Source organism: Dorea hominis (genome assembly GCF_014287705.1).
In the GTDB taxonomy this organism is placed as follows: Bacteria; Bacillota; Clostridia; order Lachnospirales; family Lachnospiraceae; genus Dorea_D; species Dorea_D hominis.
Genome location: NZ_JACOOY010000002.1, coordinates 53,861 through 73,722, shown reverse-complemented (window position 1 = coordinate 73,722; position 19,862 = coordinate 53,861). Strand labels below are relative to the sequence as shown.

Genomic DNA, 19,862 nt, shown 5'->3' with positions numbered 1-19,862 from the left:
TTATTATATTATATTATTTTATTCTATTTTTTCTTCTTCACACTATAGCCAAATGTTCCAAGCTTCTTTCCCAGCGAATAATACTCTCCATGGGAATATGTCAGCAGTCTGCTGGAGGCAAGATCAAATTTTCCATTCTCCTGCATATATCTGTCATCTACCTGAACAGCCTGTACTTTCGCCGTGAACATGTGATGTGAACCGAGTTCCAGTATCTGATCCACCTTGCACTCAATATTCACCGGGCTTTCTTTGATACACGGTGAATATTGTAATGTCTCGCTTTTGCCACGGGTAAGTCCCATCTCTTTCCATTTATCTACATCCCTGCCGGAACGAACACCACACCAGTCGGTTGCCCTTGCCAGTGCCTCCGTCGTCAGATTTACAACAAATTCTCCGCTTTCTTTAATCATATGATAAGAATAGCGCTCCGGACGCACGGATATATAGAGCATAGCCGGATTCGTACAGATCGTTCCCGTCCATGCAACGGTAATAATATTGTCTTCTCCGCTCTTATCTGCTGTACTAACCATAACTGCCGGAAGCGGGTAAACCATATTGCCCGGTTTCCATATCTGTTTTGCCATCTTCTCCTCCTGTATCAGATCCTTTTTATATATCTTATTGTTGTAATGTCTCCACCAGTGCCGGGATCAGCTGTTTCTTTCTGGAAACAACTCCCGGAAGGATAATATCCTGTGTATCCTCCGGCAGATCAAATGCTGCTGCAATATGTGCTTTTGCATTTGCTCCACAACAGAGTAATTCTGTTGACTCATTCAAAATATCTGTCAGCATATAGTAGATCATATGGAGATTCTGCTTCTCCAGCACCTGTTCCAGATGCGGTTCCAGCACTTCTTTGATCTCCCTAAGTTCTTCTCCGCTCATGGAATTGATCTGTCCGACACCAAATACGACGTCATTTACCGTAAACTGTTTGAAATCCTGGAAGCAAATCTCTTCCGGCGTCTTGCCTTTCATGCTGCTACCTGCATTAAACATTTCTTTCGCAAGCTCTTCCATATCGACTCCGGCGATCTTTGCAAGCTTCGCTGCCGCTTTCTCATCTATGGATGTGCAGGTCGGCGAACGGAACAGCAATGTATCGGAAATAATCGCTGAACAGAGAAGACCTGCAATCTTCGGTGAAATGGAGATTTCTTCCTCTCTGTACATCTGATAAACGATCGTCGCCGTACAGCCTACCGGCTGATTCCGGAAAAATACCGGTCCTGTTGTCTCAATATTGCCCAGTCTGTGATGGTCAATGATCTCTACAATCTCTGCTTCTTCCAGCCCATCTACAGCCTGTGACTTCTCATTGTGATCTACAAGGATCACTTTCTTCTTGCTTGCATCCATAAAACGACGTCTGGAAATGAATCCACGGAATCTGCCATGTCTGTCAAGGATCGGAAAATCACGGAATTTTGTCTTCGTCATAACTTCCTTAATCTCATCTACATAATCATTCATATGAAATGCAACCAGAGGTCCTTTACTCATAAAAAACTTCACCGGTATACTCTGATTGATCAGACGGGCTGTTGTAAATGTATCATGCGGTGTACTGATAATCACAATACTCTGTTCTTCTGCTCTGCGGATCATCTCCGAAGAAACTTTCGCATTCTGGCATACAACAATACAGCTCGCATCAATATTGATCGCACACTCCTGTGCTTCATCACGGTTTCCAAGGATTACCAGATCATCCCGTTCGATAAACTCCTTCATCAAATTCGGATCCGATGCTCCGATCGTTACTTTTCCTTTGGTAAAATGTCCATGTTCATTTCCCGTAAGTAATGTACCATCCAATGTACGGATAATATTCCTATACTGCGTCCTTGCTCTTGCCAAAATGTTACTGTCATAAACATCCATATAAGATGTCGCAATATCTCCGGTAGAGATCACTCCTACCAGTTCGTCTTCCTTCAATACTGGAACCGTCTTGATATTATTTTCTTTCATCTTTGCCCATGTATCTTTGATTGAAACATTCGGTGCAACCCCTTCAATCTTATGAATATCAAGATCTTTCGCCTGTAACTTGACATTTTTCAAAAGATCCGGCGCTTTCACATTAAATTTAGACAATATATACTGTGTTTCTTCGTTCACCTGACCTGCACGTTTTGCAACATACTCATCCCCTGTCAGTTTCTTTTTCAACTCTGCATATGCAATTGCGGAACAAATGGAATCGGTATCCGGATTCTTATGTCCGACCACATACACTTTTCCAGTCTTTTTTCCCATCTATCTCTCTCCAAACTTTCGTTAATATTATATTTTATGATATTTTTAGCGCATTCCTTGCTTCTTTTTATATCATATATTTTTCATAAGTTCACTAGTTAGATTGCCATTTTTTTTTCGTTTCGTCAACTATTTCTTGCATACAGGCGCAAAATCCTTGCACATTTTTTGAAACAACGGTCATTTTTATGTTATACTGTATACAGTTTCTATCGCCATATAGAAAAAACGTTTATCAAAATCATGTCAGGAAGGAACAAAAAAACTATGAGTGAAGAATTAATGAAAGAAGACAACAACTTAACAATGGCAGATCTGGAAGATCATTTTGACGATGCCAATCCTTGGAATGTCGTAAAAAGATATCTCGAGAAGAAAACTATACTACCTGTTAAGATTGAGGGGATCGTCAACGGTGGAGCAATTGCTATGGTAGAAGGACTGCGCGGATTCATTCCGGCTTCCAGATTATCTTTATCTTACATTGACGATCTGGAATCTTATCTTCTGAAAGATATTGAAGTCCAAGTCATTGACGTTGACCAGGCTGAAAATAAATTAGTCCTCTCTGCCCGCGAACTTCTGAAAGAAAAAGAACGCAAAGCAAAAGAAGAAAAGATTTCAAATCTGCAGGTTGGCGCTGTTATGACAGGTACCGTAGACAGTTTACAGACTTACGGTGCATTTATCCAGCTTGAGGACGGTCTTTCCGGACTGGTTCACATTTCCCAGATCAGTCAGAAACGTATCAAATCTCCAAAAGATGTCCTGAATGTCGGGGATGAAGTTCAGGTCAAAGTAATCGGTATCAAAGATGGTAAGATCAGTCTCAGCATGAAAGCGCTGGAAAAAGTTGAAGAAGAGCCGGTTGAAAAGGTCGAGATTCCAAAGGCGGAAGAGATTGGAACAAGCCTTGGAGATCTCTTCAAGAATATCCAGTTATAATCTCATCTCCACGCTCTTTAATGAAATTCAGTTTCCTATTACAATCGAATAGACTGACTCATTATATAAGGTACAAAAAAGGTTTCGCTCACAACCGTGAATGAAACCTTTTTTATTATATTTCTCTATGTGTTTATTCCATCTCATCGAGATTTTTAAGCCATCCGGCTACGCACGCATCACTTGGCATTCTCCAGTCACCTCTCGGTGATAATGCAACCGTACCAACTTTCGGTCCGTCTGGCAGGCAAGAACGCTTGAACTGCTGTGCAAAGAATCTCCAGCAGAAGGTACGAAGCCATTTATAAATCGTCTCATTATCATACTCTCCTGCAAAGGCTTCTTTGGCGATCCTGTAGATTTTTGACGGTTCGTATCCGAACCGGAGCATATAATAAAGATAGAAATCATGCAGTTCGTAAGGACCTACCAGGTCTTCTGTTTTCTGTGAAATCTCGCCGTCTTTTGGTGGCAGAAGTTCCGGGCTTACCGGTGTGTCTAATACATCATACAGAATCTCTTTAAGTTCCTGATCCTCACAGGTATCTGCATAATAATGAACCAGATGACGAACTAACGTCTTTGGAACGGAAGCGTTGACACCATACATGGACATATGATCGCCATTATATGTTGCCCATCCAAGAGCAAGCTCCGACATATCTCCAGTTCCTATTACCATGCCTCCTGCCGCATTGGCAATATCCATCAACACCTGTGTACGCTCACGTGCCTGTGAATTCTCATAAGTAACACTGTGATCCTCCGGATCATGTCCGATATCTTTAAAATGCTGTTCTACCGAAGCTGCGATCGGTACTTCCTTAAGTGTCGCTCCAAGCTTCTTCGACATCTTACATGCATTCTGATAAGTCCTGTCTGTTGTACCAAAGCATGGCATTGTAACCGCTGTAATTCCACTTCTGTCCATGCCAAGTGCATCAAATGCCTTCGCTGTCACAAGAAGTGCCAGTGTCGAATCCAATCCTCCGGAAATACCTACTACTGCACTCTTTGCATGTGTATGTGCCAGGCGTTTCTTAAGTCCCATCGCCTGAATGGTAAGGATTTCTTCACATCTTCTGGCTCTCTCGCCCTCTTCTCCCGGCACAAACGGTCTGGAATAAAATGTTCTCGTAAGCTTTGTCTCCTGTATCTTCATATCAAACGGAACACGCATAAGCTTTCTGTCTTCCACAAGCTGGAATGTCGTATTCTTCCGTCTCTCACTGAGCAGACGTTTTATATCTATCTCTGTATAAATAACATTATTTACAAAACGTTGTCCCATTGCAAGAGTTGTTCCGTTCTCAGCGATAATATTATGTCCGCCAAACACAACATCTGTCGTAGATTCACCTTCTCCGGCATTGGCATAAATATAACCGCACAAAAGTCTTGCAGACTGCCCCTCGATCAGATTCTTTCTGTATGTTGCCTTTCCAATCGTCTCATCACTTGCTGAGCAATTCACGATCAGGACGGCACCTTCTCTTGCTGCCTGGATGCTTGGCGGAACCGTACTCCATACATCCTCACAGATCTCTGCAGCAATCACAAGCGACTGCATCTCTTCTGCCACAAAAAGGATCTGTGGTCCAAACGGAATCATCTTACCGTCAAAAGAAATCATTCTTGCTTCCTTCGGACCCGCGCAGAACTGGCGCATCTCATAAAATTCACCATAATTCGGCAGAAATGTCTTCGTCGTAAATCCAAGAATATGTCCATGGTTCACTGCCGCCGCAACATTATACAACTCACCGTCTACAGCTAACGGCATTCCGATAAAGAATATACCATCCTTATTACCGGTATGTGTCGCAATCTTCTGCAATCCTTTCTTTGCATTTTCCAGCAACAGATCCTGTGTAAATAAATCTCCACACGTATATCCGGTAATACATAATTCCGGAAATACAACTACTTTTGCTTCCTCTTCTGCTGTCTCATCGATCAGCCGACAGATCTGCTCTGTATTATACTCTACATCTGCAACCCGGATATCCGGTGTCGCTGCTGCAACTTTCACGAATCCATGTTTCATTTTCTTTCGCCTGCCTTTACTTACTTCTCTTTAAAATATTTTTCAGTTCCTCTACACTGTAATGATAAGCGGTATTACAGAAATGACATTTGACTTCAATTGGTTTGCCATCATTGATCATTTCCTGAATATCTTTTTTACCTACACTTGCCACAGCCTGCTCCACACGCTCCTTGGAACAGTTGCAATAAAATCGTGTCGGCATTGTATCCGTAATTTCCAGACCGACATTGCCAAGCAGTTCTTCTAACAGCTGTTCCGGAGTATAGCCTTTGTCCAGAAGTTCTGTCACGGAAGTCACATGTTTTAAGTTCTCTTCAATCTGGCTTATTGTTGCATCCTCTGCAAATGGCATCATCTGGATAATAAATCCACCTGCAGTCTTAACTGTATTGTCCTTTTCCATCAATACTCCCAGACCTACTGAAGACGGTACCTGTTCCGAATTTGCAAAATAATAAGTCAGATCTTCTGCGATCTCACTGCTCACCAAGATCGTCTGTCCGGAGTATGGTTCTTTCAGTCCCATGTCTTTAATAACCTGCAAAAGTCCGATACCTACTGCTCCGCCAACATCCAGTTTACCATTCTTTGGTGGAAGCATCACATCCGGATTCTCAACATATCCCTTTACATCTCCCTTGCTGTCTGCTGTTACGGTAATCCCGCCGATCGGTCCGTCTCCGCGTACCTGTAATGTCAGCATGTCTGTCTCATTCTTCATCATACTTCCCATCATCGTACCTGCTGTCAGCAGACGTCCAAGCGCTGCTGTCGCAACCGGGCTTGTTCCATGGTGCTGTCTGGCTTCTTCTACTGTCTCTCTCGTAATTGCAGCAAAAGCACGTACCTGTCCGTTTGCTGCTGTTGCTCTTACAATATAATCTTTCATACTTAACATCCTTTTCTAATCTTATCTTCTAAACTTATCTTCTCGTTTGATTTTCTTATTATCCTCTGACATTCCACATTCATGGAATCATCTTACCATCTTCTGACATTCCTGTGCTACAACACAGATCCTCTGGCTTGTATAAAGCGGTGCATCCTGCGTATACGCATCATAAGCGCCCAGATATGACAGTCCTGCTTTTTCAAGCAGTGTCTTTATCTTCTCCAGTGTATATGCTTTCTGGTAATGTACTTCCTGATATTTGCGATACAATTCCGGATCCTCTGCACTTCTTACAAATAAAGACAGTTCATATTCATTAATCCGGTCTTCCTCATCATAATAATTATCCCAGATAAAACTGCATTCATCCCGGTCTTCTGCAAATACATTATCCGCAAGGATCTTCTGATATTTGTATTCTGTATTAAAATCAAACACAAAAATTCCGCCTGGATCGAGATAATTATTTACCAGCCGGAAAACTTCTTCCAGTTCGCTCTCCTCTGTAATATAGTTCACACTGTCACATACACTCACAACTGCGCGGACCGTTCCATATAATTCAAACTCACGCATATCCTGCAACAGATAAAGGATATCTTTTCCACTTTCTACTCTTTTATCCAGCGCAATTTCCAACATATCTTCGGAATTATCCACACCGATCATATCATATCCTCTGTCATTCAGGATCTCAGTCATTGTTCCGGTCCCACATCCCAGTTCCAGTACCAGTCCGTCTTTAATCCCATATTGTTCTAATACCTTCAGCAAATATTCTGCCCATTCTTCGTATGGAACATTATCCATGAATGTATCATAAACTTCTGCAAAATTCGTATATGCCTTCATTGATGCGCTCCTTTCTTCTGTCACAAGCTTTCCATATTATAACATAAGCATTAAACTTTTCAAATAGTTACTGCCAAAAGAAATGCTCACCACAACTGCTGTGATGAGCATTTTCTATTATACATGTTCATATATATTACAATCCAGACTCTTTAAGGTCTGCGTACATACCACATTCCGGACTGTACACTGGATACCTTAACAACGTCTCCTGTATGCGGTGCATGGATCATCTGTCCTCCACCAATATAAATTCCTACATGGCCGGAACGTACACATACGTCTCCCGGCTTTGGATTGCTTACACGTGGCCATCCTGCAAATGTACCTGATGTACCGATACGTGCATACCGTCCTGTCAGACAATAACTTACGAAACCGGAGCAGTCAAATGTGTTCGGTCCGCACGCGCCCCATACATATGGACATCCAAGCTTTCCGTACGCACGGCTTACAACTGCGCTTCCTGAAGAATAATGTCCACCGCTGTTACCACCGCTATTATTACCACTGTTATTGCTTCCGCCATTATTGTTGCTTCCACCGTTATTCTTGTTACCACTGTTGCTGTTTCCGCTATTGCCGCTTCCACCGTTGTTCTTATTTCCGCTGTTGCTGTTATTATTGCTTGTATTGTTCTTGTTGCTGCCGCTTGTCTTCTGAGCCGCTGCTGCTGCAGCTGCTTCCTGACGCTGTTTTGCTTCGGCTGCTTTTGCTGCCGCTTCAGCCGCTTTCTGAATCTCGGAATCCAAATCTGCAACTTCTGCCTTCTTGGAAGTCAGCACTTTATCAAGATCATCCTGTTTTGTCTCGAACTGTGTCTGCTTCTTCTCCAGACTCTTCTGTTCTTTCTCAAGGTTCGTCTTCAGAGTTGCAACTTTCTTCTTTGTAGCAACATACTCAGCCAGTTTCTTTCTGTCATAATTATGTACATTCGTAACATACTCGGCTTTGTTTACCATATCAGAGAAGTTCGTAGAGCTTACCAGTGTCTCGAAAAATGTACTGTCGCCCTCTTCATACATATACTTGATACGAAGCTTCATATCCTCGTACTGTTTCTTCTCGTCTTTCTTGGCCTGTGTCAGATCCTTTGACGTTGTCTCGATCTTCTCACCTGTTACAACCAGCTCATCTTCCAGATTATTGATTTTCTCAATAATGCCTGTCAACTGTGTCTGCAATGAATCAACCTGTTTCTGTGCTGCCTTTTTATTCTGTTTTAAATCTTTTACCGAAGGTGCTGCCATTACAGGTGTCACGATCATCGAACTGGTCACTACAACTGATAATAGTTTCACTCCAAATTTTTTCATTATATCATCCTTTTTCTTAACATTTCTTTAATTCTAATTTGACATAGTATCACTATCTAGGGACGATTATACTCTATAAAAAACAATTTTGCAATAACTTTTAATAATTTTGTAACATTTACCAGAACTCTTATCTGAAAAGAAGATCGAATACACTCCTACTGGATATTCAGATTTGTATATCCCATCAGGCTCTTATCAACAGCCTCAGCCACTTCTCTTCCTTCACGGATCGCCCATACGACAAGTGATTGTCCGCGGTGCATATCGCCTGCTGTAAATACATGTTCTGCACTGGTCTTATATTCTCCCGGATTCGTACTTACATTCGTTCTCGCATTTACTTCTACGCCAAATGCTTTCGTAATATAAGATTCACTTCCCAGAAATCCTGCTGCGATCAGCACCAGATCGGTCTCCACCTCATATTCGCTGCCTGGTATTTCCACCATCATACGTCTTCCGGTTTTTGCATCCTGTTTTGATTCAAGCCTTACCAGAATTGCCTTGCAGACACGTCCGTTTTTATCTTTGACAAATTCTTTTACGGTTGTCTGGTATACTCGCGGATCCTGTCCGAATACTGCTGCTGCCTCCTGCTGCCCATAATCGGTCTTGCAGACTCTCGGCCACTCCGGCCACGGATTCATCTCTGTTCTCTGATCCGGTGCTTTCGGCATCATTTCCAGTTGTAAAACAGATGCCGCACCATGGCGCATGGATGTTCCAACGCAGTCATTTCCGGTATCTCCACCGCCGATAACCATAACTTTTCTTCCTTTGGCTGAAATATAAGTGTCTTCTTTTAATTCATGTTCAGGATTTGCCCAGAGTGCTTTCGTCGTAGATTTAAGAAAATCCACTGCAAAATAAATACCATCGGCTTTTCTTCCCGGAACTTTGATATCTCTTGGGTTGGACGCACCACAGCATAAGATTACACGGTCAAACTCCTTTAATATAGAAGAAGCCCGTTTATCTTTTCCGATATTGCAACTTGTCTGAAAAATCACACCTTCCTCTTCCATGATCTTTATCTTCCGATCGATAATCTGTTTTTCCAATTTCATATTCGGAATTCCATAGCGGAGAAGTCCTCCAACTTTGTCTTCCCTTTCAAAAACAGTGACATGATGTCCGCGACGGTTCAGAAGATCTGCTGCCGCCAGTCCGGACGGTCCGGAACCAACAATTGCAACTTTTTTTCCGGTGCGTACTTTCACCGGTCTTGCATCCGCATATCCCATTTTATACGCATGTTCTATGATGCCATATTCATTAGATTTTGTCGCTACTGCGTCTCCGTTCAATCCACATGTGCAAGCTGCCTCGCAAAGCGCCGGACATACTCTTGATGTAAATTCCGGGAAATTATTTGTTTTCTTTAATCTATAGTACGCTTCTTCCCAGTTCCCGTGATACAAAAGATCGTTCCACTCCGGAATCAGATTATGTAACGGGCATCCACTCGCCATTCCCATGATCATCTGACCAAACTGACAGAATGGTACACCACAGGACATACATCTTGCTCCCTGAATTTTCTGTTCTTCTTCCGATAATGGTTTATAAAACTCTTTAAAATTCCGGATTCGCTCCTTTGGCGCCTCTGCTTTCTTATCCTGTCTGTCATATTCCATAAATCCTGTTGCTTTTCCCATTTTGTGCGCCTCCTTATCTTCCTTCTTTGATCATGTAAAAAGCTTCGATTTTTGCCTGTTCACTGCTCATTCCCTGCTCTTCTAACTGGAGGATCGTTGTCATCATCTTCTCATAGTCAGCAGGAATGATCTTTTTGAATTTTGGAAGATAATCTGTGAAATGTTCCAGAATTTTTTTACCAATTTCTGAATTCGTATAAGCAACATGTTCTTCAATCATTGTTTTCAGTTCTTCTACATCCATCTTTGCTGTAACATGTTCAATATTTACAAGCTGTTTATTTACACTCAGATAGAGGTCATTATCTTCGTCCAGCACATAAGCAACTCCGCCACTCATACCTGCCGCGAAGTTTTTACCGGTTTTCCCAAGAACTACTACACGTCCTCCGGTCATATATTCACAGCCATGGTCGCCTACACCTTCCACAACTGCTGTCGCACCGGAATTGCGGACTGCAAAACGCTCGCCTGCCATACCATTGATGTATGCTTTACCACTTGTGGCTCCGTAAAGTGCAACGTTTCCAATAATGATATTATCTTCGTGTTTGTATTTCACTCCTGTCGGCGGATATACGATCAGTTTACCGCCGGATAATCCTTTGCCAAAATAATCATTGCTGTCACCTGTAAGTTCCAGTGTCAGTCCTTTTGGAATAAATGCGCCAAAAGACTGACCGCCTGCGCCTTTGCACTTGATCACATAGCTGTCTTCATCCAGTCCTTCCGGATAACGTCTTGTAATCTCCGATCCGAAAATAGTACCAAATGTTCGATTGGTATTCGCAACGTCAATTTCGAGAACCCGTTTTTGTTTTTTCTCCAGTGCCGGAAGTAATTCTTTTATAAGTACCTTCTCGTCCAGTGTTTTTTCCAGCTCAAAATTGAAAACTTTCTTTGGGTTAAAGGTCATTGGCACTGTCTTTTTATCATACGGATTATAAAGAATTTTACTTAAATCCAGGGTTTCTGCACGTTCAGACACCGGTACATCTTTTACTTTGAGGAGTTCTGTTCTTCCTACCAGTTCGTCAATCGAACGGACACCCAATTTTGCCATGTATTCCCTCAGATTCTGCGCCATAAAACGCATAAAGTTCACAACATATTCCGGTTTCCCGGTAAAACGTTTACGAAGCTCTGGATTCTGGGTTGCTACTCCTACCGGGCAGGTATCCAGATTGCAGACACGCATCATAACGCATCCCATTGTGACCAGCGGTGCTGTGGCAAATCCAAATTCTTCTGCCCCTAAAATAGCTGCGATTGCAACATCACGCCCACTCATTAATTTTCCATCTGTCTCGATCCGCACACGCTCTCTTAACCCATTGGCGATCAATGTCTGATGCGTTTCTGCAAGTCCCAGTTCCCACGGAAGTCCAGCATTATGAATCGAACTTCTTGGCGCCGCACCTGTTCCTCCGTCATATCCGGAGATCAGGATCAGACCTGCACCGGCTTTTGCAACACCGGCTGCGACTGTTCCAACACCGGCTTCGGATACAAGTTTTACTGAAATTCTTGCATCTTTATTTGCATTTTTACAATCGTAGATCAACTGTGCCAGATCTTCGATAGAATAAATATCATGATGTGGCGGTGGTGAAATCAGGCTTACCCCCGGCGTTGAATGTCTGGTCTTTGCGATCCACGGATATACTTTTCCTCCCGGAAGATGTCCACCTTCGCCCGGTTTTGCACCCTGTGCCATTTTAATCTGGATTTCATTTGCGCTAACTAGATAACGGGATGTTACGCCAAATCTTCCAGACGCTACCTGCTTGATTGCAGAACAACGGTTTGTGTCCAGACGTTCAATTTCTTCGCCACCTTCACCACTGTTTGATTTTCCATGGAGCTGATTCATAGCTATTGCCAGTGTCTCATGCGCCTCTTTGGAAATAGAACCGTAAGACATTGCTCCTGTCTTAAATCTTGTTACGATATCATCTACGCTCTCAACTTCTTCAATCGGAACGCCTTCTTCCGGGTAATTGAAGTCGAGTTGTCCACGCAAATTGATTTTTTCTCCTTCTGCATTGACCATCTCCGTATATTTCCGGAACATTTCATAATCACCACGTCTGGTTGACTGTTGCAGCATGTGGATTGTCTGCGGATTGTACAGATGTTCTTCGCCACCGCTTTTGGATTTATGATGCCCGACACTATCCAGTGTCAGCTCCACTTCCAGTCCAAGCGGATCAAATGCACGGGAATGTCTCGCACTGTAATCTTCCGATATCTCTTCAATTCCGATTCCTCCGACACGGCTGACCGTATCTGTAAAATATTTATCAATAAAACACTCTTTCAAACCGATCGCTTCAAAGATTTTTGCACCCTGATAAGACTGAATGGTGGAAATTCCCATCTTGGAGGCAATCTTTACAATTCCGCTGATAACCGCATGGTTATAATCGTCAACTGCAGCATAATAATCTTTCTGCAACATATCAGTATCAATAAGCTGGCGTATTGTCTCATGTGCAAGATACGGATTGATCGCACATGCACCATAGCCAAGCAGTGTTGCAAAATGATGGACTTCTCTCGGTTCTCCTGTTTCCAGAATAATAGCCACAGAAGTTCTCTTCTTTGTCCGTACCAGATGCTGCTGAAGTCCTGACAATGCAAGAAGTGACGGCATTGCCACATGATATTCGTCCACACCACGGTCGGAAAGGATCAGAATATTGGTTCCTTCACGGATTGCACGGTCTACTTCGATAAATAAGTAATCCATCGCCTTTTCCAGACTGGAATTTTTATAATAAGTGATCGGGATCTCTGTAACCTGGAAACCTTCTGTTTTCATATTTTTAATTTTCAGCAGGTCTGTATCGGTAAGAATTGGATTATTTACCTTTAACATTTTACAGTTTTCTGCTTTTTCTTCCAACAGGTTGCCATCCTCACCAATATATACGGTTGTAGATGTTACGACTTCTTCACGGATTGCATCAATCGGTGGATTAGTAACCTGTGCAAATAACTGTTTGAAATATCCGAACAGATTCTGAGATTTCTGTGAAAGAACGGCAAGCGGGGAATCAATTCCCATGGCTCCAGTGCTTTCTGTTCCATTTTTCGCCATATTTAAAATAGAAGTCTTCACATCTTCATAAGAGTAACCGAATGCTTTCTGTAATCTTCCGAGTTCCTCCTCTGAATATGTTTCAATTTTCTGATTCGGTATTTTTAAATCTTTTAACTCGATCAAATTGCTGTCCAGCCATTCTCCATACGGCTGTCTTCTTGCATAAGATTCTTTCAGTTCATCGTCATCAATCACTTTACCTTTTATTGTATCCACAAGAAGCATCTTGCCCGGATGCAGACGCTCTTTAACAATGATCTTAGACGGATCAATATCAAGTACACCTACTTCAGAAGATAGGATCAACGTATCGTCTTCCGTAATATAATATCTGGAAGGACGTAATCCATTCCGGTCCAGTACTGCTCCCATGCAGTCGCCGTCACTGAACAGAATAGATGCCGGTCCGTCCCATGGCTCCATCATTGTTGCATAATACTGATAGAAATCTTTTTTCTTCTGTGACAGATTTTTTGTATTTGCCCATGGCTCCGGAATCGCGATCATCACTGCCAGTGGCAGTTCCATTCCGCTCATTACCATAAATTCGATGGCATTATCAAGCATCGCGGAATCGGATCCGGATGTATTGATCGCCGGAAGAACTTTATGCAATTCTCCTTTCAGGCACTCAGATTCCATATTTTCTTCTCTGGCACGCATCTTATCCGCATTACCACGAATTGTATTGATCTCTCCATTATGTACAATGAACCGGTTCGGATGTGCTCTCTCCCAGCTCGGATTTGTGTTTGTACTGAATCTGGAATGTACCAGTGCAATTGCAGATTCATAGTCTTTATCCTGCAGATCCGCAAAAAAAGAGCGAAGCTGTCCGACAAGGAACATACCCTTATACGCAATTGTCCTACTTGAAAGAGACGCTACATAAGTATCATCACTGCTCTGCTCAAAGACTCTTCTTACAACATACAAACGTCTGTCAAAATCAATTCCCTGCGCAATATGCTCCGGTCTTTCAATAAATCCCTGCATAATGCATGGCATACAAGCTGCTGCACGGCTTCCAAGTACTTCCTCTTTTACCGGTACCTGTCTCCATCCCAGGAAATTCATTCCTTCCTTTCTGACAATAACTTCAAAAATCTTCTTTGCCTGTTCTCTTTTCAGTTCATCCTGCGGGAAGAAAAACATTCCCACACCATAATCTCTCTCAGAACGTAAAAGGATGCCGAGAGGTTCACAGACTTTGGAGAAAAACTTATGTGAAATCTGTAATAGAATTCCAACTCCATCACCTGTTTTACCTTCGGCATCCTTGCCAGCTCTATGTTCTAAATTTTCTACAATCTTAAGTGCATCTGCTACCGTGTTATGGGATTTCCTGCCCTTGATATTAACGATTGCACCGATACCACAGTTATCATGTTCAAACTCTGTGCGATACAAACCGGTATGCAGATTCTGCTTCTGCTCATACATACCTTTTCTTTCCTTTCTTATTTTTGTCCTACTATACTACAATTTTTCCAGCTTGTAAACCTCTTTTTTTCTTAAATTGTCAGATATTCAGATAATTGCTCGTATATATACAAAAAATCTGACTTCTCTACTCTTGAGAAGTCAGATTTTCCTGATGCAAAGTCTGTTCCGGTTTATTCGGATGATCCGGCTTTTCATCGATCCGCTGCATCCATACATACATGCTGGAACCGATCGTTCCACATAAAACAGTAATAATGCCGATCCGCATCGGATTTTTTGCCATCCACTCAAACCAGTTGTAATGTGTTGCAAATACGGAAATCAGATTTGCAACCATATGTGCAAATATCGGTGCTTTCACAGAACCGTATTTTTCATACATATAAGCATATACCACTCCAAGGAAAAGTGCATATATCATCTGAACCATATTGCCATGCAGCAAGCTGAAGATCACTGCTGAATACAATGCCGCAGATAAAAATCCGCTCCGCATACGCAGCCTCTGAAAAACGAGTCCACGAAATACCAGTTCCTCACAGATTGGAACTAATATGCCAAGTGATATGCCCTGTATCAGAAGCGGTGCGGAATAGAATCCCTGCATTACTGTCTGATACTCCTCGCTGACAGTTGTAATGTTGCCTATAATAAGCAAGTTGTTCACTCCTACGCATAATGTTGCACTTAAGAGCGCTACTGCACTGTATTTCCACAGTGGCGCTTTCTTATTCGGTGTAAATCCGGTAAGTTTCTCCCTGATCCTGTCTTTGTGGAACATGATAAGCAACACCGGAATTGTTACAAATGCCGCCACACCTTCTACATAGGAAGAAAGCCTTGCTGCTTCCTTTGTCACCGCTTTTAAAATCTGTACATAATCCTTCTGATATATGTTTGCAATCTGCTGTGCATAATCTGTCATCTGTGCCGACAGTCCATAATGTCTGATCATATATGCTGCCCCGATCGCTGCCGATGCCACACCGGATACAATCATACCGATCACTATTTTCACTACGATCGGTCCCCAGATATACCAGATCTGGTTCCCGTAACTGTTGCGATTCACCGGGGGTGTCTGTTGTCCGTTGTATTGATAATGATCCATAGTATTCCTCACTTTCTTCTGTCACTGTACTATTCTACTTCGAACACAACGAACATGCAATTAAAAAACTATTAAATATCTTTATATTTTATAATTCTCTTATAATCGTACTTTTACAACATCCACATCCAGATCCCACAGGAATTTGTCCAGATCCTTAAATGATAAAAATACTGTCGCTGTATTCTCCAGCGGATGGATTCCCATGCTTTTGCATTTACTGAGATCTTTATCAATGAAAAATTCTACTGCGTGATCGGTATCATTCATCAGTCCAAACGGTGTCACACTTCCCTGTTTTACTCCCAGATATTTTTCCAGACGTTCTTCAGATGCAAAACTTAAATTGCCTGCTCCGAGCTGTCTTCCAAGAGATTTTAAATCTACTTTCTTCTTCTCATCACAGGTAACAAGGAAATGTCTCTTTCCTTTAGAGTCTCTCAGAAAAAGATTCTTACATAAAGTTCCTTTTTCGGGAAGTCCTAGCCTATCCATATCTTCCATTGTATGCACCGGTTCATGTTCCACAACTTCATATTTAATTTTCAATTTATCAAGCGCATCATATACGCGTTTTTTCTGGTCTTCCATATTAAAAGCCCCTTTCTTCTCTTTGCAATTTCAGACAGTCTGTCTGTATTTACAAATAAACTTTTTATTTATTATATGGTATTTATTTAACGAAGTAAAGTGAAAATTTCTTGCACTTCTCGCTTATACTCCTCTATTGTCTGTGTTTTCTTGATTTTTCTTATTTTTTCCAGATGATCTGGATAATACCGCATCAAGTAAGTCCAGATTTCTTTCATTTTAAATAATACATATATTTCTTTCGGACTTGCTTCTTCATAATGAATGCAGATATCTTGCAGAAATGCTGCCATACGCTCTTTTTCTATCGAAAAGCCACCATAGCTTTGTATTTTCTTTTCATTTTTTAATTTCTCTGCTTCCAGTTCCATCAAAAGTCCCGGATTAGCGATCATTCCTCGTCCGATCATCCAGCAGTCTGTCTGTGGAAATCTCTGCTGCATCTCCTGGATATTTTTTACAGTATTCAGTTCTCCGTTATAGCAAAGACTGTGTCTGCTGTGTCCTTCGGCATATGCATACCAGGAAAGTCTTACCTCATGCATATAGTAATCCTTCTGTACTCGCGGATGAATGATCAACTCTTCCAGCGGATACTGATTATATATAGAAAGAATCCGTTCAAATTCTTCCGGTTCATCTCTTCCAAGCCTCGTTTTCACAGAGATTTTCACATCTTTTTCATTCGAAAATACGGTATCCAGAAATCGATCCAGTTCTTCCGTCTTTGCAAGGAATCCGGAGCCACGGTATTTTGATGCAACCGTCCTTGACGGACAGCCAAAATTCAGATTGATCTCTTCGTATCCATATCGTTTCAGTTTTTCAATCGTCTGTACACAGTCATTTCCATTGTTGCTTAAAATCTGTGGAACAACAAAAAGTCCTGCATTATGCGCAGGCAGAATCTCTTCCTGTTCTTTCAAATTCAGCCCGCGCTTACTATGCGGTACGAAGAAAGGTGTATAATATTTATCCATTTTCCGAAAATACTTATGATACGCGTTCCTGAAAATATAGGTCGTGATCCCCTCCATCGGGGCAAGGTAATACTTTGCCATCATGTTCTCCTTTTCATCTTTCAACATTCTAGCAAAGCTTTCTCACCACTGCAATGATTTTTATACACTAGCTGTCTTGAAATAATTTTCCGATTGATCTAAACTTCGATCTGTCCTGTTATTATCGTATGGCGCGGTGACTGGCTTGTTTAAATATTACGAACTACTCTCCCTGTTCTGTTTTTCTTTTCATTTTTTTCATTGTGTGCTATCATATCTGACGGAAATATAACAAAATCTAAAGGAGTATATCAAATGGAATTTTTAAAGAAAAATACGAAAGGGATCTTATTATGTCTCTGCATCGCTATTCCTTGCTGGATACTGGGACAACATTTTCCAATTATCGGCGGACCGGTATTCGGTATTCTTGTCGGGATGATCCTGACATTATTTATCAAAGACAAATCTGCTTTCCAGAGTGGGATTACTTTTGTATCAAAGAAAGTATTACAGTATGCTGTCATCCTTCTTGGGTTCGGGCTGAACCTGACTGTTATTCTGGAAACCGGGAAGCAATCACTTCCGATCATTGTAACCACAATCGCAACTTCTCTGATTCTTGCCTATGTATTGCATAAAATCATGCATATTCCGGGCAACATCTCTACTCTGGTTGGCGTCGGATCTTCCATCTGTGGTGGTTCTGCAATTGCAGCTACAGCACCGGTCATTGATGCAGATGATGACGAAGTCGCACAGGCAATCTCTGTAATCTTCTTTTTCAATATGATTGCAGCTTTACTGTTTCCAACGCTGGGCGGAATTCTTGGCTTTTCCACAACAAGCGGCGAATCATTTGGAATCTTTGCCGGAACGGCTGTCAACGACACCTCTTCTGTAACAGCAACGGCATCTACATGGGATTCTCTGTACCACCTGGGTTCTGCGACACTGGATAAAGCCGCTACCGTTAAACTGACACGTACACTTGCGATCATTCCGATCACTCTGGCACTTGCATTCATCCGCACACGAAGTCAGAAAGCTGAAGGCAAAAAAGTAGAGTTGAAAAAAATCTTTCCAATGTTCATTCTTTATTTTGTACTTGCTTCTGTCATTACAACAATTGCGACTTCCTGCGGTATCTCCGCAGATGTATTCACTCCACTGAAAACACTGAGTAAATTCTTTATCGTTCTAGCCATGAGCGCAGTCGGTCTGAATACAAATATTATCAAGCTCATCAAAACCGGTGGAAAACCACTTCTGCTCGGTTTCTGCTGCTGGGTTGGAATTGCTCTTGCAAGTCTTGGCATGCAGCATATACTTGGAATCTGGTAGGATATCTCTGCTGTAATAACAAAGTTATTACAGCAAAACGGCAGTTTATGGAATCAGATCTTTGAAAACATCTCAATTATATCTATCCACGAACTGCCGTTTTATTTTTTACTATTATTATAATTATCACAATCTCTGGCAGAAACTATCTCTGGCAGATTCCTTGAATATCAATTATTTTAACAAATCTGCATCGTCAAAGTAATTGATATGCATTGCATCTTTCACATCATGCAGTGTCTGGGCTGCTTTTGCACGGGCAACTTCTGTTCCGGCTTTCAGAATATCATAAACATCTGTCTTTCTGCTTTCCCAGTCTTTTCTTCTTGCACGGATCGGCTCCAGTTCTGCCTGCATAACATTATTCAGGAATTTCTTAACTTTCACATCACCAAGACCACCACGCTGATAATGTGCCTTTAATTCATCCAGATTTGCATAATCCGGTAAAAATTCTGCGAAATACTCATCCTTACAAAATGCATCCAGATAAATAAATACCGGATTGCCTTCTACCTGTCCCGGATCTTCCACACGCAGATGATTCGGATCTGTAAACATGGACATAACTTTCTTCTTAATGTCTTCCGGCTCATCAGACAGATAAATGCAGTTTCCAAGAGACTTGCTCATCTTCGCTTTACCATCAATCCCCGGCAAACGCAGACATGCTTTATTAGACGGAAGAATGATCTCAGGCTCTGTAAGTGTCTCGCCATATACACTGTTGAACTTGTGTACGATTTCCTTGCACTGTTCTAACATCGGAAGCTGGTCTTCTCCAACCGGAACGGCTGTTGCACGGAAAGCGGTAATATCTGCCGCCTGACTGATCGGATAGCAAAAAAATCCAACCGGAATACTTGCTTCAAAATTACGTTGCTGGATCTCAGCTTTTACTGTAGGGTTTCTCTGTACACGGGATACAGTAACAAGATTCATATAATAAAATGTAAATTCTGTCAGTTCCGGAACCATAGACTGAATGAAAATATTCGCTTTCTCCGGATCGATTCCGCAAGCAAGATAATCCAGCGCTACATTCATAATATTCTGGCGTACCTTCTCCGGATGCTCTGCATTATCTGTCAGTGCCTGTGCATCCGCGATCATAATATAAATCTCGTCAAACTTACCGGAATTCTGCAGTTTTACACGCTCTTTCAGGGATCCTACATAATGTCCTACGTGAAGCCGACCGGTCGGACGGTCACCTGTTAAAATAATTTTGCTCATTCTTGTTCTCCTTACGCTATATCATTCACACATTTCC

General features: G+C 41.9%; 14 protein-coding genes. 2 read left to right on the top strand and 12 right to left on the bottom strand.

Annotated elements, in window-relative coordinates:
• Positions 1 to 23: 23 nt before the first annotated feature.
• Both H8S07_RS01795 and H8S07_RS01790 read right to left on the bottom strand, forming a co-directional pair.
• Positions 24 to 593 (bottom strand): flavin reductase family protein, encoded by a 570-nt coding sequence (locus tag H8S07_RS01795; RefSeq protein WP_118661133.1) that lies wholly within the window; start codon positions 591 to 593, stop codon positions 24 to 26.
• Between the two features lie 34 nt (positions 594 to 627).
• A complete protein-coding gene (locus H8S07_RS01790; protein ID WP_118661132.1) occupies positions 628 to 2,274 on the bottom strand; it encodes a putative manganese-dependent inorganic diphosphatase in 1,647 nt (548 codons plus the stop codon).
• 267 nt (positions 2,275 to 2,541) lie between these two features.
• Between H8S07_RS01790 and H8S07_RS01785 the strand changes: the two genes are divergently transcribed.
• Entirely contained in the window at positions 2,542 to 3,219 is a 678-nt protein-coding gene (locus H8S07_RS01785; protein WP_186855316.1) for a S1 RNA-binding domain-containing protein, read from the top strand.
• Between the two features lie 133 nt (positions 3,220 to 3,352).
• Here the strand turns inward: H8S07_RS01785 and H8S07_RS01780 are convergent, their stop codons facing one another.
• The 9 genes from H8S07_RS01780 to H8S07_RS01740 form a co-directional block, all read right to left on the bottom strand.
• Positions 3,353 to 5,266 (bottom strand): NAD(+) synthase, encoded by a 1,914-nt coding sequence (locus H8S07_RS01780; RefSeq protein ID WP_117537373.1) that lies wholly within the window; start codon positions 5,264 to 5,266, stop codon positions 3,353 to 3,355.
• A 16-nt stretch (positions 5,267 to 5,282) separates the two neighbouring features.
• Positions 5,283 to 6,158, bottom strand: a complete 876-nt coding sequence (gene hslO, locus H8S07_RS01775; protein WP_118288460.1) for an Hsp33 family molecular chaperone HslO — start codon at positions 6,156 to 6,158, stop codon at positions 5,283 to 5,285.
• An 87-nt stretch (positions 6,159 to 6,245) separates the two neighbouring features.
• Positions 6,246 to 7,013 (bottom strand): class I SAM-dependent DNA methyltransferase, encoded by a 768-nt coding sequence (locus H8S07_RS01770; RefSeq protein ID WP_021861402.1) that lies wholly within the window; start codon positions 7,011 to 7,013, stop codon positions 6,246 to 6,248.
• Between the two features lie 152 nt (positions 7,014 to 7,165).
• Positions 7,166 to 8,329, bottom strand: coding sequence for a coiled-coil domain-containing protein (locus H8S07_RS01765; protein ID WP_186855315.1), 1,164 nt, complete (start codon positions 8,327 to 8,329; stop codon positions 7,166 to 7,168).
• A gap of 158 nt (positions 8,330 to 8,487) precedes the next feature.
• Complete coding sequence (locus H8S07_RS01760; protein ID WP_186855314.1) at positions 8,488 to 9,990, bottom strand: glutamate synthase subunit beta; 1,503 nt, start codon at positions 9,988 to 9,990, stop codon at positions 8,488 to 8,490.
• 13 nt (positions 9,991 to 10,003) lie between these two features.
• Positions 10,004 to 14,539: a glutamate synthase large subunit gene (gene gltB / locus H8S07_RS01755; protein ID WP_186855313.1), complete on the bottom strand. Its 4,536-nt coding sequence runs from the start codon at positions 14,537 to 14,539 to the stop codon at positions 10,004 to 10,006.
• A gap of 127 nt (positions 14,540 to 14,666) precedes the next feature.
• Positions 14,667 to 15,653, bottom strand: coding sequence for a CPBP family intramembrane glutamic endopeptidase (locus H8S07_RS01750; RefSeq protein WP_117537378.1), 987 nt, complete (start codon positions 15,651 to 15,653; stop codon positions 14,667 to 14,669).
• A 99-nt stretch (positions 15,654 to 15,752) separates the two neighbouring features.
• The gene (locus H8S07_RS01745) at positions 15,753 to 16,244 is read right to left on the bottom strand and encodes a prolyl-tRNA synthetase associated domain-containing protein (RefSeq protein ID WP_021861407.1); all 492 of its coding nucleotides are present in this window, start codon (positions 16,242 to 16,244) and stop codon (positions 15,753 to 15,755) included.
• A gap of 86 nt (positions 16,245 to 16,330) precedes the next feature.
• On the bottom strand, positions 16,331 to 17,308 hold the full coding sequence (locus H8S07_RS01740; RefSeq protein WP_243175946.1) for a tRNA-dihydrouridine synthase family protein: 978 nt from the start codon (positions 17,306 to 17,308) through the stop codon (positions 16,331 to 16,333).
• Positions 17,309 to 17,560: 252 nt separating this feature from the next.
• On the opposite strand from H8S07_RS01740, the gene H8S07_RS01735 reads away from it, so the two are divergent.
• Positions 17,561 to 18,589, top strand: coding sequence for a YeiH family protein (locus H8S07_RS01735; protein WP_186855312.1), 1,029 nt, complete (start codon positions 17,561 to 17,563; stop codon positions 18,587 to 18,589).
• 174 nt (positions 18,590 to 18,763) lie between these two features.
• On the opposite strand, the gene trpS is transcribed toward H8S07_RS01735, so the two are convergent.
• Positions 18,764 to 19,825, bottom strand: coding sequence for a tryptophan--tRNA ligase (gene trpS, locus H8S07_RS01730; protein ID WP_117537379.1), 1,062 nt, complete (start codon positions 19,823 to 19,825; stop codon positions 18,764 to 18,766).
• Positions 19,826 to 19,862: the final 37 nt, after the last annotated feature.

Bases quoted from the DNA above. Each gene is read 5' to 3' on its own strand.
- H8S07_RS01765 (WP_186855315.1), bottom strand. From the start codon at position 8,329: ATGAAAAAATTTGGAGTGAAACTATTATCAGTTGTAGTGACCAGTTCG.
- H8S07_RS01780 (WP_117537373.1), bottom strand. From the start codon at position 5,266: ATGAAACATGGATTCGTGAAAGTTGCAGCAGCGACACCGGATATCCGG.
- H8S07_RS01770 (WP_021861402.1), bottom strand. From the start codon at position 7,013: ATGAAGGCATATACGAATTTTGCAGAAGTTTATGATACATTCATGGAT.
- H8S07_RS01750 (WP_117537378.1), bottom strand. From the start codon at position 15,653: ATGGATCATTATCAATACAACGGACAACAGACACCCCCGGTGAATCGC.
- gltB (WP_186855313.1), bottom strand. From the start codon at position 14,539: ATGTATGAGCAGAAGCAGAATCTGCATACCGGTTTGTATCGCACAGAG.
- H8S07_RS01785 (WP_186855316.1), top strand. From the start codon at position 2,542: ATGAGTGAAGAATTAATGAAAGAAGACAACAACTTAACAATGGCAGAT.
- H8S07_RS01760 (WP_186855314.1), bottom strand. From the start codon at position 9,990: ATGGGAAAAGCAACAGGATTTATGGAATATGACAGACAGGATAAGAAA.
- H8S07_RS01740 (WP_243175946.1), bottom strand. From the start codon at position 17,308: ATGATGGCAAAGTATTACCTTGCCCCGATGGAGGGGATCACGACCTAT.
- H8S07_RS01735 (WP_186855312.1), top strand. From the start codon at position 17,561: ATGGAATTTTTAAAGAAAAATACGAAAGGGATCTTATTATGTCTCTGC.
- trpS (WP_117537379.1), bottom strand. From the start codon at position 19,825: ATGAGCAAAATTATTTTAACAGGTGACCGTCCGACCGGTCGGCTTCAC.
- H8S07_RS01790 (WP_118661132.1), bottom strand. From the start codon at position 2,274: ATGGGAAAAAAGACTGGAAAAGTGTATGTGGTCGGACATAAGAATCCG.
- H8S07_RS01795 (WP_118661133.1), bottom strand. From the start codon at position 593: ATGGCAAAACAGATATGGAAACCGGGCAATATGGTTTACCCGCTTCCG.
- H8S07_RS01745 (WP_021861407.1), bottom strand. From the start codon at position 16,244: ATGGAAGACCAGAAAAAACGCGTATATGATGCGCTTGATAAATTGAAA.
- hslO (WP_118288460.1), bottom strand. From the start codon at position 6,158: ATGAAAGATTATATTGTAAGAGCAACAGCAGCAAACGGACAGGTACGT.